Genomic DNA, 13,520 nt, shown 5'->3' with positions numbered 1-13,520 from the left:
CGATCTGTTGTTGAATCTGTTCTTTGCCCAAGACGAAGGCATCGTTGGTTGCATCTCGAAGGCCGTTCAGTATGCCCTATCGATCGGTCTCTGGTCCTGCGGGCGTATCATCACTGAAGATAGCAGGAAACCGTGCTGACGCTAGGAAGCACAACTTGCGCCGACGTTTGATTGTTCACCCGCACGCTGCGCGTTCCGGACTTGGGAACCCACCGAAGCCGTCGGCGGCCCCTGCTCATGAGGCCGGCCGGTCGGGTGGACCAGCGCGAGCCGGCGCTGCGCCTGCCCCTACTCTTCGATCTGCGACGTGGCAGGGTTGATGGGCAAGGCCCGTCGCCCCGGCCGTCACGCCACCAGACGCCAAGCGACGGCTTCTCCCGCACGGAGAGGCACCACCCGGTTGGGTCCGAAGGAATAGGACGCCGGAACGGTCCAAGGCTCGCGGCGCAGACGAATGGTGGCCGTGTTGCGGGGCAAGCCGTAGAAATCCGCGCCCTGGTGACTCGCGAATCCCTCCAGACGCTTCAAGGCACCCGCCTGCTCGAACACCTCGGCATAGAGCTCGATGGCGGCGTGCGCACTAAAGACCCCGGCGCAGCCGCAGGCCGCCTCTTTGCCCTCAAGCGCATGCGGCGCGCTGTCGGTGCCGAGGAAGAACCTCGAATGACCGCCGGTTGCGGCCGAGACCAGCGCGAGACGATGACGCTCGCGCTTGAGGATCGGCAGGCAGTAGAGATGCGGTCGAATTCCGCCAGCCAGCATGGCGTTACGGTTGTAGAGCAGGTGATGGGGCGTGATGGTCGCGGCAAGGTTCGGCGGCCCGTCGCGCACGAAATCGACCGCCTCGGCGGTCGTCACATGCTCGAAGACGACCTTGAGCCCGGGGAAAGCGCGAACGATCGGCTCCAGGCGCTCCTCGATGAAGCGCTGCTCGCGGTCGAAAATGTCGACCTGATCGTCCGTGACCTCTCCGTGCACCAGGAGCGGCAGACCGGCGCGCTGCATCGCCTCGAAGACCGGATAGCGTCCGAGCAGGTCCGTGACCCCGTTCTCCGAGTTGGTGGTCGCACCGGCCGGATAGAGCTTGCAGCCCAAGACCTGCCCGCTCGCCTTGGCCGTGCCGATCTCGGCGGGACTCGTCGCGTCCGTGAGATAGAGCGTCATCAAGGGCTGAAAATCGCTGCCGGGCGGCAGCACATCCAGGATACGCGCACGGTAAGCTAATGCCTGAGCCGTATCCACGACCGGCGGCCGCAGATTCGGCATGACGATCGCCCGAGCGAAGCAGCGCGCGGTATGGGTCAGCGCATCGGCCAAGACCTCGCCATCACGCAGATGCAGATGCCAGTCATCCGGCCGGGTGATGCAAATACTGTGACCTTCAGTCATGTCAACCGCATCCGGATATGGCGCAACGCGCCCCCTAGACCAGGATCCTGAACCCCGAACCCCGAACCCCAATGAACACGGTTTCAAACAAGCCGATAGCGCGTCCCGCAATAGGGACAGGTCGCCTCCTGGTTGGGCTCGTCTTCGATCGGCAGATAGACCCGTGGGTGCATGTTCCACACAGGTGCACTCGGCAGGGGACAGGACAGCGGCAGATCCTTGCGGCTGACCTCGATCAGCGCATGCTCGCTTGGCGTCTCGACGGCGGCGTTGGACATCGGCAAAGTCTCCATCGGATAAATCGATTTCCGGGAATTCGGTATTCCGACTGCGCATGGTTGCAAATGTTGTAGAGGGCGACTGAAGTCGCCCCTACAGCCGCCCCTACAGCCGCCCCTCCAGCGTGGTCGTTCTTTTCGGGACATCACCGAACGTGAGCGGGTCCGTGCCGCAAAGACCGGATGAGGTCCCCTCTTGTCGTTCTTTCACTTTAAATCGCGTCAGCTCCGACTGTGACGAAATACTCCGGCATCAACCCGAATGGAGCCGGGCCGAACCACCACCCCAGGCGCGCTTTAAACGAGGGTGAGCCATTCCGGATAGGCAGGAAGACGCCCGTGCACCAGATCGAAGTAGAGGCCCTGGAGCCGCTCGGTGATAGGACCGCGCCCGCCGTTGCCGATGGCGCGGCCGTCGACCTCCCGGATCGGCGTCACTTCGGCGGCGGTGCCGGTGAAGAAGGCCTCGTCGGCGATATAGACCTCGTCGCGCGTGATCCGTTTCTCCACCACCTCGATTCCGAGGTCGCGCGCCAGCGTCATGACGGTGCGCCGCGTGACGCCGTCGAGTGCGGAGGTCAGATCCGGCGTGTAGAGAACTCCCTTGCGCACGATGAAGACGTTCTCGCCGCTGCCTTCCATCACGTAACCGGAGGCGTCCAGCAAGAGGGCCTCGTCGTAGCCGTCACGCAGGGCCTCCTGCAAGGCCATCATGGAATTCATGTAATTGCCGTTGGCCTTGGCGCGGCACATGGTGATGTTGACGTGATGCCGCGTATAGGACGAGACCCGAATCCGAATGCCTTTGGTCATGTTCTCTTCGCCGAGATAGGAGCCCCACTCCCAGGCGGCGACGATGCAATGCACCTTGAGGTTGTCGGCACGCAGACCCATGCCCTCCGGCCCATAGAAGAACATCGGACGGATGTAGGCCGAGTCGAGATTGTTTTCGCGCACGGCGATCCGCTGGGCCTCGTCGATGGTCTCGCGGTCGAACGGCGCCTTCATGCCGAGGATATGCGCGGAATCGAAGAGGCGATCGGTATGGTCGCGCAGACGAAAGATCGCCGGGCCCTGCTCGGTGCGGTAGGCGCGCACGCCTTCGAAGACACCCATGCCGTAATGGAAGGTGTGAGTCAGGACATGCGTCTTGGCCTCCCGCCAGGGCACCATCTCGCCGTTGTGCCAGATCAGGCCATCACGGTCTTCCATCGTTGCCATCGTCGACTCACTCCGGTTGCATCGGGATCAAGCTCCCGTTTCGATTCGAGAGACTGCCCTCAGGACGCAGGCTCGTCCATCAAGGCGCGCCACAAGGACTGGACGCGCTCGCGCTCGGGCAGCAGATCCGCGTCCGCGACCGTCTTGGGCTGCTCCTGCAGGGCGCTGCGGTGATAGGCCGCACGCAGCGCCTTGTAAGCGGCAGTCAGGTCTTCGGCCGCTCGCCCGGGCAGCAAATCGAGCCGTCCGAGTGTTTCGAGCAAGCGGATGTTGTCCGTCCAGTCGGCCAGCGCCGGATACTCCGACGCCCAGCGTAAGACCGCGTATTGAACCATAAACTCGATATCCGCAATACCGCCTGGGCCTTGCTTGAGATCGAACCGACCGCCGCCGCTCTTGTCGAGATTCGCGCGCATCTTCGCGCGCATCTCTCGCACATCCTTGCGCAACTGCTCGGGCTCACGCTCGCGGCAGATGATCGCGCGCCGCAGCACGCTGAAACGGGAGGCCAACTGCGGATCGCCGGCGACCGGGCGGGCGCGGATCAGGGCCTGATGCTCCCAGGTCCAGGCATCGTTCGACTGATAGGCGTCGAAGGCCGCAAACGAGCGCACCAGCAACCCGCGGTTGCCGTCCGGTCGCAAACGCATGTCGATCTCGTAGAGGACCCCCGAGGGGGTTTGGGTGGTCATCACATGGATGATGCGTTGGCCGAGACGCGCAAAAAACTGCTCGTTGCTGATCTCCTTCGCCCCGTCGGTCATCGCGCTTTGCGACTCGGTACCGTGGATGAAGACGAGATCCAGATCCGACCCATAGCCCAGCTCGATCCCGCCGAGCTTGCCGTAGCCCAGCACGAGAAAACCAGTCTCCTCCCCGATGATCTCGGTCGGGCGGCCGTGGCGCTGCGCGAGATGCTCGAACGCCAACCGCCACACACGACGAATCGACACCTCGGCGATCTCCGTCAGATAGTCGCTCACCACCATGAGCGGGATGACCTCGGTCAGATCGGCCGCCGCAACACGCAGCATGTTGCCCTGCGCGAACTGGCGCAGTCGCTCCATCTGCTGCTCCAAGTCATCCGCGTCGACGTGCAGCAGGAGTGCATCGAGCTCGGCCTCCAGATCCGCCCGCCGCAACGGGGCATAGAGTCGACGCGTGTCGATCATCTCGTCCAAGAGCAACGGATGACGCGCGATCCGATCGGTGAACCAGGGGCTCATGCTCGCCAGACGGGCGAGCTGCGCGAGGATCACCGGGTGCTCGCTCAGCATCGCCAGATAGGACGTCCTGCGCGCGACGGCCTCGAGCACCTTGAGCACGCGCTCTAGGGCGATGTCGGGCTGCGCGCTCGCGGCGCTCTCGCGCAAGACCATCGGCATAAGCCGTTCCATGCGTTCGTGACCGCGTCGACTCAGTCCTTTGCGCGCGATCGAATCGCGAAACCGGATCAACCGAGACTGAATCGCCTCGGGCTCGGCAAAGCCCGCCTCGCTCAACGCCGAGACCTCATGGGCCGCATCGCCCTCGCCGTGCCAGAGCGCGACCGAATCCAGCTCGTGCGGCACCTCTTCCGTCTCGGGTGCGGCGAACACCTCGTCGAACTGGCCTTGGACATGACGGCGATGCGCTTCCAGGACCGTCTCGAAGGCCGGCCAATCGGCAAACTCCATCGAACGCGCCAGACGTGCTTGACCCGGCTCGTCGGCCGGCAGCAGATGGGTCTGTTTGTCGCGATACGCCTGGATGCGATTCTCGACCAAACGGAGAAAACAGTAGGCGTCGTCCAGCCCCTGCACGGCAGACTCGGGCATCAACTGCTTCTGCGCCAAGAGTGCCAGCACCTCGCGAATCGGACGGATCTGCAGATCTGCGTCGTGACCGCCGCGGATGAGCTGGAACGCCTGACCGATGAACTCGACCTCGCGGATGCCGCCCGGACCCAGCTTGATGTTGGCGTCCATGCCGCGGCGATACAGCTCTTTGGCGATCAGCCGCTTCAGATCGCGCAAGGACTCGATCGCACCGAAATCGAGATAGCGCCGATAGACAAAGGGACGCAGCATCGCCATCAGCTCGCGCGCGTCGTCCGGGTCGCCGGCCACGACGCGCGCCTTGATCATGGCGTAGCGTTCCCACTCGCGCGCCTGCGTCTGATAGTAGTCCTCCAGCGCGTTGAAGCTCATGGCCAGCGGCCCGGACTCGCCGAAGGGTCGCAGGCGCGTATCGACGCGAAAGACAAAGCCGTCGACCGTCTGGCTGCCCAGCGCCTGCGCCAAGCGTTGGCCCAGTTTGGTGAAGAACTGCGCGTTGGCGAGCTTGCGGGGACCACCCTCGGTCTCTCCGTTGGCGGCAAAGGCAAAGATGAGGTCGATGTCCGAGCTCAGGTTGAGCTCGCGGGCACCGAGCTTGCCCATGCCCAACACGGCCATTTGCAGCGGGCGATCCGTCTCGTCGTGCGGCGTGCCGAGCTCGGCGCAGGTCCAGGCGTGGATGCGATCCAGAGCGCCCTGGATGCAGAGGTCGGCCAGCGCCGTGAGATGTTCAAGCGTTTCCGAAAGCTCGGCCCAACCGGCGATGTCGCGCCAGATGATGCGGATCATCTCGCGCCGGCGAAAACGACGCAGGGCTTGATGCAAACCGGGCTCGTCCGTGACCGGCGCCAGCGCGCTCTCGAAGCCGCGCGTCAGCGCTTCGGCATCATGGGCCTGCTCCAGCTCGCCGCTCGCGATCAGGTCGGCCAGTACCTCCGGATGACGGGCGACCGAGACGGCGACATAGTCGCTGGCCTCCCAGACGCGCGCCCGCGCCTCGGCGAACGCGGGATCATCCGGCAGGTCGAGGCCCCGCTCTGCGGCCCAGTCGAGCCAGGTCTGCCAGTGTGCCTCGGTCGCCGGGTCGAGATTGCGAAAATGATCCATGGAGGCTCGATCAGAGCGGCTCGATGGCATAGCGCGCCGCGAGACGATAGGTCTCGCCGGGCGGGATCTCGATCACCTCCGAGGCGGTGTTGAGCGTCTCGACGCAGACGAAGCGCCGGTAGTCCTGATCGTCGAGATCGCCCATCGCCTTCGCGGTCTCGACCCAGGGGTTCCAGACCACGGCGGTACAGCTGTGCTCGGATTCGATGCGGATGCGCCGATCCAAGGTCGGGTCGACGATGGTCAGCACAGAGGGTACATCTTCATAGATACGATTGACCTCGCGCTCGAACCTAACCTGCCCATCCTGGCGGATCACGACATCGCCGCCGTCGGCGGCCTTGTCGATATAGCGACAGCCGTCTAAGCCCTCGACCGCGACTTGCGTGGCATCGCCGACCTTAAAATAGGTGTGGAAACCCTGCGTGATGTGGAATGGCCGGTCGCCGGCATTCAGCGTGCTCAAGGCAACCGACAGGGTCGCGCCAACATGGATGTCGATCAAGAGATTGAAGTATTGGGGCCAGATGGCGCGGGTGGCAGCGTCGTCGGCGATCCCGAGCTGCACCCGCGTGGCACCATCGCCAAGCGATTCGGTCGCGAGCACCTGCCAGGGCCAGGCCCGTACGAACCCGTGAGCGGGTCGCCCCTTCGCCTCGGGATCCGCGCCGAACCAGGGCCAGCAGATCGGGATACCCCCCTTGATCGCCTTGCCCTCGGCAAAATAGGCCCGTTCGCTCACGAAGAGCAGATCATCCGCCCCATCGGCCGGTCGATAGGCCAAGACCTGTCCGGCGTAGGGCGAGATCAGGGCCGTCGCCTGCGCGTTGGCGATCTCGATGATGGTCAGGCCGCCGCGGCCTTCGGTGAAACGCAGGATGCCGTCGATGCCGTGCTCGGCGTTCAGTGCCTCGATGTCCATGTATGATTCTCCGGGTCGGTGGGGCGATTCGTCTGGAAGGGCCCGTGTGGCAAGGAATCCGGGGGCCGCCGGGGCTCGCGCACTCGGCATCCCGCGTTCTCGGCGGACAGCCGAACCCGCTCGCGACGGGTGGCCGGGAGCGTAGCTCCCGAGCCCCTCCTCCGCAAGGCGCCCATGGCGCCCGAGGTGGCGGCTTGCGACGGATCGGTTCCTAAAAGATCTCTCACGGAGACACGGAGAACACGGGAGCTCTTTCTCGTCGCTCTCCGTGCCTCCGTGTCTCCGTGAGAGCATTCTTGAAACTGCCGCGGATCCTGATCGGCGAGATTGTCCGGCGGCAGGCCATCCGCAAGTGGGTCTGGATCTGGGGCGGGGTCACCCAGGACCTCTGTCTGGCCGCGATCGGCTGGGTCGAGGGCACCATCTTCCTGCTCGGACTTGCCGGGCTGGCCGGATCGCTGCTCAGCCTGCGGTGGAAGGAGGTTTCCGGGCGATGCGAAGGGGCCAGCAACCCGGCGGCGTCGCTGACGGCCCGATCACCGGGAAACTTGTTATCAAGAATGATTCTTCTTAATATCGCGCCTGTGTTTATCAGAGCCGAGTCGATCGGGACGGAACCGTGATGAAGGTATGCCATCAGACGAGCGGGCGCTTGCGGTTGCGCATTTCGGCCCTGCATCAGGATCGAGGTGTTGCGGACCGCATCGAATTGGCGCTCCGTGGACAAGCCGGTATCTTGACGGTCCGGGCGAATCCGGCCTGCGCGAGCCTGGTCGTTCATTACGAGGTAGAGAAACTTGACGCCCCGGCGATCCAAGAGCGTGTCCATGCCCTCTTGAATCCGGCCGCGTCGGTGACGGCGTCGCACACGCCTCCGATCGAGCGTGCATTCCAGCGCGCGTGGTCTCGGGTACGACGCGCTCTGGCAGATTGGACCACGACGGTCGTCAATCTGGCGCGCTCGCGCGACCGCCTTGCGTCGCGGCGGCGAACGCCCGTTCGCGTACCGCCCCGCAAGCCCGAAGCTCCCATTCTCCTGTGTCGGCTGAACCTGCGCCTGACCCGCTGGATGCTGCGCACCTCCGCGCGCGGCTGGCGAGATGAGATATTTCCGGGGCGGCCGCCGCAACGCACACGCAAGCGCGCGGCTTCAGCGCAGAGCATGAAGACACACTTGGCCCAGTGCGGGCGCACGGTGCGTCGCGAGGCGCCATGGATTCCGGTCGTCCGGCGACTCGTGCCGTGGCCGTGACCCGGCCACGGCACCGAAGCCTCGACGATTGCGTAACCTCGGCAGACTCGCAGATCAGCAATTCGTATCGATGTCGGCTAATGGCGCCGTTGAGTCCGGCGTACCCTTGACGACGGTCACCGACCCCGTAGCGCGTATCTCAACCCGGTGCCTGGTCGCTTCCACGGCGCGAACGAAGGATCTGGCCTGAGCTGGATGGTAATAAGCCAGACCAACTGCGTTGTTTTTCTTCGGATCGGCCTGGCTGTTCGGATTATCGGGCAGTTCAGGACGATCCGGCGGCGTGCTGTAATAGGCCGCGTCGACACCCTTGCGATCGATGCGCATGATGACGACGCCATGCTCATCGGCGCGCGCCAAAGGCATCTTCTCGCTGACGCCCTGCAGCATGAATGAGTCGACACCCGTCACGCATCGATCTTCGAGCGAGCGCTCGGAACCACTGACGCCTGACTCGAGTAGCAGGTTCAGCTTGGCGTTGAGCAAGCCGATGATGGGAGGAAGATTACCCAATGCCGACGCGACGAAAGACTGAAAGGTCTCGGACGATACCCCCGCTACGGTCAAGCAAATAGCCTTGGCGCCGGGATCGGTCGCCGAAGTGAATTCGCTGACGTAGTTCGAGTGAATGTCGCCGGCGATCAGAATGCAGTTGTTGGGGATGAAAAGCTCGCGAAGCAGCTGTACCTTCTTTGCGGCGAAGCCGTCCCAATGGTCGCAATTGAGGTAATACTCATTCGGCAGCAGGAGGGCGATGAGTTTCTCCACCAAGGCGGGCGTTTCGCTGCCGGCGCGCTCGGGGAACGCAAGCAGGGCCGCGGCCTGTCGGCCCAAATCACCCGCCTCCTCGCCGAGTGACGCCAAGCGCGTGATCAAGGTCCTGATCGTCGGGTCTCGTGGATCGATGGTCGCGAAGTCGCGCGCCAGGTTAATCACCAGCGAGCTGAAGGACACCGAGCTTCCAATCACCTTCCAACTCGCGTTCGAGGCGGGAATCGCCTCCCGAAGAAAGGCTTCTTGCTCGTCGCCGAGCACATCGACCCGCCTCGACCCGATGCGCAGCAGGTGCTCCGACCAGAGATCGATCGCCGGTTTCACGCATAGATAGCGTCCGCCGAGGAATCCGCCAAAGGTACCGCCAAGTCCCAGCTTCCCGAGACTGCGATACGACAAGCCGTCCTTCGCCGGAGCGCCGACCGGAAGCAGGGCGAAACGTCGATTCCGAGGACGGGAGCTGTTGAGCTTATTGATCAATGCATTGGCGCTGTCGGCATCGACGCGGAAGTGGTCCGGCGGCAACAAGGGGTCGCCATGCTCATCGTCCAGCAGGGCACGCTTCGCCTTCCTCATCGCGCCTACACTGATATCCGCTCCGTCGTCGTCATCGGCATAGCCCATCTCGGCGTAGTAGCGCGCCGAGTAATCCAGCGCAAGTTGCGCCAGCATCGCTGTCGTCAATCCCGGCTGTGCCTGCTCTTCCGACGCGAGGTTGACCAGGCGCGCTTTCTGACTTGGATAGGTGAAGCCCGGGACGGATAGGGCGAGGTCTGCCCGGGTCTCGTCAAGCCGCTCGTACGCGTCATAGAGCTCGTCGTCGGCCAGCTCCTCCCTCAGCACGAGGCCGACCCCGGGCCACGCCGCTTCGTCGATCGGATGGTCCGGGCGGAAGGTCCGATAATCGGTCATGAAGAGCTCAAGGTGACGTCCGAACCGGAAGCTGCCCCAAATCTTGACGCCACCCCGCGCGCTTGCGCGCCCTTCGGAATCAAAGTCGGACAGATTGTTCTCGACCGTCCGACCCTGCCCATCGCGGTCAAAGCGAATCGGACTGTCGGCAGGCCCGCTCCCGCGACGATCGTCGATCGGCATGTACTCGAACCAGGCCCGCTCGGCGTCGAGGCGTCGCTGGATCCGCACCGAGCCCTCGCCGGTCGCCACGCCGTCGTTCGTCGGCCCCCAATCATCCGAGTTCCCCGGCAGCTCGGGGTCTCCCTTCTCCAACAGCACCCCGTCGTCGTAAGTGGTGTTGGCTCCCCAGCAATCGTCCGTGTACTCATGATCATCCCAGATCGCGATCATCGGAAAGCGTTCCAAAACCGCCTGCCAGATCTCGTCGGAACGATACACTTGGTGGGTATAGCGATAATCGTCGAGCGTGTTGGCCGACTTCGATGCGTAGAAACCGTCGCCGTCCTCGCGCGGCACCTGCTGCTGTTGTTCAAGCCGAACGCCCGTGCGCCAGAAGCCGGGCGAGGTCAGATCGTAGGTCCGCGAGGGATCAAGACCGTCGGTGCTGCGGAAGTCTCCACCGGCCGTCTCGTAGATCGCATCGCCTAGGTGTATCAGCACGTCGATGTCGTCGTGCGCTTCGCTCAGCAGAGGAAGCAGGGTGTTGTAGTAGCGGCCGACATAATCCTGACAGTTGATGAAGGCGACCTTGATTGGGATATCGGTTTCCGGTAACGGCGCCGTGCGGGTCCGGCCAACCGGGCTCTGCAGCCAGTGACCTGCACGCTCCCGCAGCAGAAAACGAAAGAAATAATGCTGTGCCGGCTCGAGGTCAGTCACCTTGACCCGCACGCAATGATCGTGCTCGACGAGCGCCGTCACCGGGAAATCGATTAATAAGGGAGCCGAGAACCGAGGGTCGGCGGACACCTGCAGTCGAATACCGAGATCCTGCGAGGCCCTTTCGGGATCGATGGCACGCGTCCAGAGGACGACACTCGTTGCGCGCGGATCGCCCGAGGCGACCGACTGCGGAAAGTGATCGCGTGACTGCTGCGTCGGATTGGTCGGCACATCGTCGCTATCCGTGACCGCGGCTCGCAATGGTCCGGGAGCAGCTAGGCCCGCTGCGCTTGCAATGGTCGTGGCTAGAAAACGACGTCTCGAGGTATCCACCAGGCTGTGCTCCAATCGTCACGGTCTAAATGTAAAGCGTCGCCTGCCGGCCGCTTGCCCCATTCGCTGTCAACCCCGCCGCGGTGTGCGACGGCTTCGAGCGCGCCTACGTTATCGGAAAAAGATGACCGTAAGAAGACGAGACCGCTGAACAGACATTCCAAGCGGCGCCCCGATCAACAATGAGAACGAGAGGCTGCGGGCACATGAGCTGAGCTACCGGGCTGGCGACGTCAGAGAGCGCACCCCAAAGTCGCGTCCGAACTAACTGGAGAGCCGTGAATCCGAGCCGTCGACTTACCCTGTTCCATAAACCTTAACGGACACGTCGCAATGGCCTGCTAGTTTGCTCGGACCTCTCCCGCCAGCTTTCCACCAACCCGACGCGACAAAGACTAGGTCACGTCGCTTCTTCAGGACTTTGCCCTCATGACTTACGAAGATCGCTCCAAAGCTTCGGCGCTCACCGTCGTCCTATGCCTTGCGACCATTGGTTTTCCCGCCGTCGCCGTCGATTCCGCACCGGATCCAAGCCCTGGCTTCAGGGTCCTGCCCTTCCTCGAGAAACCGGCGTCCGACCAGATGACGATTAGCTGGATTTCCGAGACCCCATCGGCGGGCGCCTTGGTCATGATCGGGCCAGGCGTCAAAGCCTTGTACCGGTCGTCCCCACGGTATCTTGACCTACTCGAGTATACCGAGTTGGAGCTCACCCAGGAGATCGCCGGCCTCGAACAGGGATCCTGGTTAAAGTCGAACAGCAATTACAAGCACTCGGTGACCATCGATGGTCTGCATGCCGGCCGAACCTATCGCTATTTCGTCCAGCAAGACGGCAAAGTGTTCCGCGGTAAGTTCAATGCGGCGCCGAGCGCGGATGAGTGGAAGCACCTACGCATCATCGCCTTTTCCGATACCGAAACGGAACCGAGAGGACGCATCGAGAAACGCGAGTGGGAGCTGCATCCGATCACAGGCTATACCGAGGAGTCGATCAAACGACCGGGCGAGGGGTCACTATACGCTGCGCAACACGGCTCGACCACACGCTATGGCGAGTTCACGCTCCGCTATCCGATGACCCAGGATGCGGCGCTCAAGGCGAACATGTCCATCATCGAGGGGGCTCGACCGGATCTGATGTTGGTCGCCGGTGACCTGGTCCAGGGCGCCGGTTACCAACCGGCTTGGGATGAGTGGTTTCGCTACTTTGCCGGCGAGCATGGAAGCCTCGCCGGACGCATCCCGGTGTTGCCGGCGCTCGGCAATTGGGAGACTTATGCAGCCCTCAACGGCGGCTACGGTTCTGCGACCGACCGCAGCCCAGTCGTCACCTCACGGAACAAGTATCACGCCTACTTCGACACCTTCGGCGATTCCGATAACCCTCATTTCAAGGACTCCTACTACCGAGTCGATTTCGGTCCGGTGACCGTCATCACCCTGGACTCGACCAACGGCATACCGGACGAGGATACGAAGACCGGCGAGTTGTCGAACCCGATCTTCTCCGGCGACGACAGCAGCCTAACGCAGGCCAACCTTTCCACGGATACCCAGGGCGAGTTCAAGGCCGACGAGTATGCCGCTGCCTTCGATCTTCTCTTCGGCGGCGTGCCTGATCTTCCAAGCTTCAATCCCGGCTCCGCTCAGTGGAACTGGGCCGAGGAGCAGTTGGCCAGCGCTCGCGCGGAAGGCCGGATTATTCTGGTTCAGTTCCATCACGCAGCCTACTCGAACGGGGTGCATGGCACGCCCCCGAACCATGAGTACCCGGATAATCAATCCGGCGTTGCGATGCGTGCCTATACGCCGATGTTCGAGGCTTACGGCGTGGCTGCCGTCCTCAGCGGTCATGACGAGATGTTCGAGCGCTCCTATATCGACGAGGATGGCGACGGAGTCGGCTTCCAGTCCTATGATGTCGGCGTAGCCGCCGATGGACTGCGCGGCGAGCAGCTTGCGCTGCAGCCGGATGGCTCCTACGCGCCGATTCGGTTCAATACACGTTCGGAATGGTCAGCCAGCGCGGAGGCGCCGGAAACCTGGGCTCCGGATACAAACGGCAACCCGCGATTGATCGACGGAGGACTGCACTACGGACACCTTCAGATGGATTTGACGAGGACGCGATGCGGCGCCGAAATGACTCTGACCCCTGTCTACGTATTCCCGATGATGGACGAGGACTACAATGTCACTGACACTGAGCGTCGGGTCTACGACGATGTCGTCACCATTCATTTCGACACGCGAGGCCAGGTGATGAGGCAGGCTACCGATTGCAGATCGGACCAATAGATATCGACGTTCCTTCAGTCAGCCCCCGACGCCACGTCGGGGACATGGGCTTCTCGGCCCCCTAGCGCCGTATTCCGCGATTGCAAGATCTTATTCCTCGCCTGCAGCCGCAGCGGCATTCATACGCGCAGGTACCGCTCCATGGACACGCGCAGCTCCGGGTAGAGCGGCGAGCGGGATCGCGGGCCTCGCTTGTAACCTCGGCCAAACCTGCACGTGGTCAGAGCGCGGAGGGAGCCTGCGTGACAACCCGGAACCGGTGTCACGCGCCCTGAAGGGTTGGGAAGCCGAACTCAGCGAGCGAAGCCTGACCGCGAGACGCGAGTCAT

Annotated in this window: 9 protein-coding genes; 3 read left to right on the top strand and 6 right to left on the bottom strand. The window is 63.2% G+C overall.

All coding sequences use genetic code 11. From position 1 onward, the window contains the following. Positions 1 to 345: 345 nt before the first annotated feature. The 5 genes from pyrC to AADX97_RS01955 form a co-directional block, all read right to left on the bottom strand. The gene (gene pyrC, locus AADX97_RS01975) at positions 346 to 1,389 is read right to left on the bottom strand and encodes a dihydroorotase (RefSeq protein WP_374231894.1); all 1,044 of its coding nucleotides are present in this window, start codon (positions 1,387 to 1,389) and stop codon (positions 346 to 348) included. An 83-nt stretch (positions 1,390 to 1,472) separates the two neighbouring features. Then, complete coding sequence (locus AADX97_RS01970; RefSeq protein ID WP_374231893.1) at positions 1,473 to 1,667, bottom strand: zinc-finger domain-containing protein; 195 nt, start codon at positions 1,665 to 1,667, stop codon at positions 1,473 to 1,475. A gap of 297 nt (positions 1,668 to 1,964) precedes the next feature. Further along, on the bottom strand, positions 1,965 to 2,888 hold the full coding sequence (locus AADX97_RS01965; protein WP_374231892.1) for a branched-chain amino acid transaminase: 924 nt from the start codon (positions 2,886 to 2,888) through the stop codon (positions 1,965 to 1,967). Between the two features lie 59 nt (positions 2,889 to 2,947). Then, the gene (gene glnE, locus AADX97_RS01960) at positions 2,948 to 5,812 is read right to left on the bottom strand and encodes a bifunctional [glutamate--ammonia ligase]-adenylyl-L-tyrosine phosphorylase/[glutamate--ammonia-ligase] adenylyltransferase (RefSeq protein ID WP_374231891.1); all 2,865 of its coding nucleotides are present in this window, start codon (positions 5,810 to 5,812) and stop codon (positions 2,948 to 2,950) included. Positions 5,813 to 5,822: 10 nt separating this feature from the next. Next, a complete protein-coding gene (locus tag AADX97_RS01955) occupies positions 5,823 to 6,734 on the bottom strand; it encodes a D-hexose-6-phosphate mutarotase (protein ID WP_374231890.1) in 912 nt (303 codons plus the stop codon). 296 nt (positions 6,735 to 7,030) lie between these two features. On the opposite strand from AADX97_RS01955, the gene AADX97_RS01950 reads away from it, so the two are divergent. Together AADX97_RS01950 and AADX97_RS01945 are read left to right on the top strand one after the other, a co-directional pair. After that, positions 7,031 to 7,357, top strand: a complete 327-nt coding sequence (locus tag AADX97_RS01950) for a hypothetical protein (RefSeq protein WP_374231889.1) — start codon at positions 7,031 to 7,033, stop codon at positions 7,355 to 7,357. After that, the gene (locus AADX97_RS01945; protein WP_374231888.1) at positions 7,357 to 7,986 is read left to right on the top strand and encodes an HMA2 domain-containing protein; all 630 of its coding nucleotides are present in this window, start codon (positions 7,357 to 7,359) and stop codon (positions 7,984 to 7,986) included. The genes AADX97_RS01950 and AADX97_RS01945 overlap by 1 nt, the downstream gene beginning before the upstream one ends. A 54-nt stretch (positions 7,987 to 8,040) precedes the next feature. Here AADX97_RS01945 and AADX97_RS01940 read toward each other — a convergent pair whose 3' ends face one another. Continuing rightward, positions 8,041 to 10,788: an alkaline phosphatase gene (locus AADX97_RS01940; protein ID WP_374231887.1), complete on the bottom strand. Its 2,748-nt coding sequence runs from the start codon at positions 10,786 to 10,788 to the stop codon at positions 8,041 to 8,043. 531 nt (positions 10,789 to 11,319) lie between these two features. Here AADX97_RS01940 and AADX97_RS01935 point away from each other — a divergent pair. Next, positions 11,320 to 13,191, top strand: coding sequence for a metallophosphoesterase (locus AADX97_RS01935; protein ID WP_374231885.1), 1,872 nt, complete (start codon positions 11,320 to 11,322; stop codon positions 13,189 to 13,191). The last annotated feature ends 329 nt before the right edge of the window (positions 13,192 to 13,520 follow it).

Origin of the sequence: Thiocapsa sp. C2-2m (assembly GCF_041903745.1) — a bacterium.
GTDB classification, from domain to species: Bacteria; Pseudomonadota; Gammaproteobacteria; order Chromatiales; family Chromatiaceae; genus Thiocapsa; species Thiocapsa roseilacustris.
This window is presented reverse-complemented; position numbering and strand designations above follow the sequence as displayed.

What these genes read in the sequence shown, in the direction of transcription:
- glnE (WP_374231891.1), bottom strand. Translation starts at nt 5,812, where the DNA reads ATGGATCATTTTCGCAATCTCGACCCGGCGACCGAGGCACACTGGCAG.
- AADX97_RS01965 (WP_374231892.1), bottom strand. Translation starts at nt 2,888, where the DNA reads ATGGCAACGATGGAAGACCGTGATGGCCTGATCTGGCACAACGGCGAG.
- AADX97_RS01945 (WP_374231888.1), top strand. Translation starts at nt 7,357, where the DNA reads ATGAAGGTATGCCATCAGACGAGCGGGCGCTTGCGGTTGCGCATTTCG.
- AADX97_RS01970 (WP_374231893.1), bottom strand. Translation starts at nt 1,667, where the DNA reads ATGTCCAACGCCGCCGTCGAGACGCCAAGCGAGCATGCGCTGATCGAG.
- AADX97_RS01955 (WP_374231890.1), bottom strand. Translation starts at nt 6,734, where the DNA reads ATGGACATCGAGGCACTGAACGCCGAGCACGGCATCGACGGCATCCTG.
- pyrC (WP_374231894.1), bottom strand. Translation starts at nt 1,389, where the DNA reads ATGACTGAAGGTCACAGTATTTGCATCACCCGGCCGGATGACTGGCAT.
- AADX97_RS01935 (WP_374231885.1), top strand. Translation starts at nt 11,320, where the DNA reads ATGACTTACGAAGATCGCTCCAAAGCTTCGGCGCTCACCGTCGTCCTA.